A 2506-nucleotide genomic window follows, 5' to 3' on the forward strand; every position below is an offset into this window, starting at 1 on the left:
CTAAAACGTATGATTAGGGTGTATATTAATTGCGAGGTGGAAATAAATGATTGTTGGCTATGCGAGAGTATCATCAATCGATCAAAATTTAGAAAGACAACTCGAAAATTTAAAAACGTTTGGCGTAGAGAAAATTTTTACAGAAAAACAATCAGGAAAATCAGTTGAAAATAGACCAGTACTTCAAGAAGCACTTAACTTTGTGAGAATGGGTGATCGGTTTATAGTAGAATCCATTGATCGTTTAGGTCGTAATTACGATGAAGTAATTCATACCGTTAATTATTTAAAAGATAAAGAAGTACAATTAATGATTACTAGCTTACCTATGATGAATGAAGTCATTGGTAATCCATTATTAGATAAATTTATGAAAGACTTAATTATTCAAATATTAGCAATGGTTTCAGAACAAGAAAGAAATGAAAGTAAACGTAGACAAGCACAAGGGATTAAAGTGGCGAAAGAAAAAGGTGTATACAAAGGACGACCATTATTGTATTCTGCGAATGCAAAAGATCCACAGAAACGCATTATTTATCATCGAGTTTTAGAAATGTTAGAGGAAGGTAAGAGCATTAGTAATATTGCGAAAGAAGTGAATATTACAAGACAGACGGTTTATAGAATTAAACATGATAAGGAATTATAATTATATTGATAAATTGATTGTCAATGCAAATAAGAAGCTCTCACAGAGTCTAAAAACTCTAATAATTAGTATTATAATGTTCATAATTAAACTTACTTACTTATTAATCATTAGCACTATATTTAGATAGACACTTGAAATGATTATATTGTCCCTTTGTGTAACTTACACATGAGGAGTAATAAATTTATATTAGTATTTCCTCCTTTTTTGTTAGTTAATATAAGTGGTTTGGAATTTAAAAGGGGGAATGCACAGCTAATATTAAAAGCGAATTTATTTTTAAGGGTGATTCTATGTTGATAAAAAATAAAATTTATCTGAGTATTATTATTGGTATTTTTATCGCTTGTTTGATTATAGGGTTGAACGAGAATATTATTGTAAGTTCATTAGGAGAAAGAATCTTTTATATATTGTCATTTTTGTTTAATGTATTAATCCTAATTGGTGTAATTGGAGGTCGAGATACTCATACATAGTACCTTTAATCTTTTCCCTACCATAGTTATCACTACCTATAATTTGCCAGTAAAATATAAGGTTTTTGCTACGATATAGCAAGTAGTTTTTTGTTTTTACATTATATAATAAGAAAGAGGGTCTTTTAACCCCCATTGTCATCAAAGAAGGAAGTATTAACTCCTATAATGATTATAACAAATATGCAAGATGAGAAATACACAATTATGCCGATAAAATCTATTTGTTGGTGAGAGCATAGAATCGTCGACATAATACAATAAGAGTATTATATTAAAATAGGATTTAGATTTGTTGTTAAAGAGGGATAATGTGAGTGACTTACAAAGTTTTATAAAGATTGTTTGGTTTATCATATGTGGGATTTTGATAATAATACTAGGCAGTAATGATAAGCTTATAGGAGTTTTTTTAATAGTATTTTTAGGCATTATAGGATTTAGAATGATTGAATATTTTTGTAATAAAAAAGTTTAGTCTATAAGACTAAACTTTTCGACACTTCTATATTAATAGCAAAATAAAAAAGAAGTCGTCCACTCCCTGGCCAAAGTTTGTGTGCGACAACTATTCAAAAATTAAAACGTGAGCTGTTTTTAATCAATATGTATAACGTGATGTTAAACGATATTAAGTTATACATTAATATATATTTAGATGGGCCACTTTTTAAAACTAATTTAATGTATTTTATAATAAAAAAACGTTATCTAGCTTGGTGTACTAGATAACGTTAGAACTCAAGAGTTAGTAGATTGAGTTTTCAACATCAGCGTGTCGAAATAATTAAATATACAAAGAGATATTTATGATTCTATAATATTTGTTGTTTTTATGCAATGTTTTTCTTACTTTTTGAGACTCACCGTGTAATTTTTATAACAACTTATGTTTGCGTAATAATTCTTCAATGAAAGTGCCTTGTATTTTTTTCATCGCATTTTTCAAAACTGAACGTTTAATGAAGTTATTATTAACTAATTCAGGTAATGATTTACGATCATTTAATTGATAATAAGCATCCATAAGCACACGTGCATCAAATTCAGAAGCATACACTTCAGGTACACCTCTATCTACTTCTAATAATTGATATACAGCTTCCATAGCTGTACGTACAGAATATTCAGTTGTGAATACTGTATCACGTTCTGTTTCAGCAAAGTTACCTATAAAGGCTAAGTTTTTAGAACCATTAGGAACAACCAATGGACGATCTTTGTATGCTCTAGGCATGAAATATGCAGTTACATAAGGCATATAAACTGGGATTGTATTGCATTCTGTTTGTGCTAATTCAACTAACTCATCTTGTGGCACGCCCATATGATATAACCACTCTTGACAGATTTCACTACCTGTACACTCAGT

Annotated in this window: 2 protein-coding genes; one reads left to right on the forward strand and one right to left on the reverse strand. The window is 29.1% G+C overall.

The window, feature by feature from the left end:
• Positions 1-46: 46 nt before the first annotated feature.
• Positions 47-652 (forward strand): recombinase family protein, encoded by a 606-nt coding sequence (locus tag HMPREF3241_RS03455; RefSeq protein ID WP_002447393.1) that lies wholly within the window; start codon positions 47-49, stop codon positions 650-652.
• 1359 nt (positions 653-2011) lie between these two features.
• Here HMPREF3241_RS03455 and HMPREF3241_RS03465 read toward each other — a convergent pair.
• Positions 2012-2506: oleate hydratase (locus tag HMPREF3241_RS03465; RefSeq protein WP_176746657.1), on the reverse strand; the 495-nt coding region annotated here is incomplete at its 5' end.

Origin of the sequence: Staphylococcus sp. HMSC34G04 (genome assembly GCF_001838765.1) — a bacterium.
Lineage (GTDB): Bacteria > Bacillota > Bacilli > Staphylococcales > Staphylococcaceae > Staphylococcus > Staphylococcus epidermidis.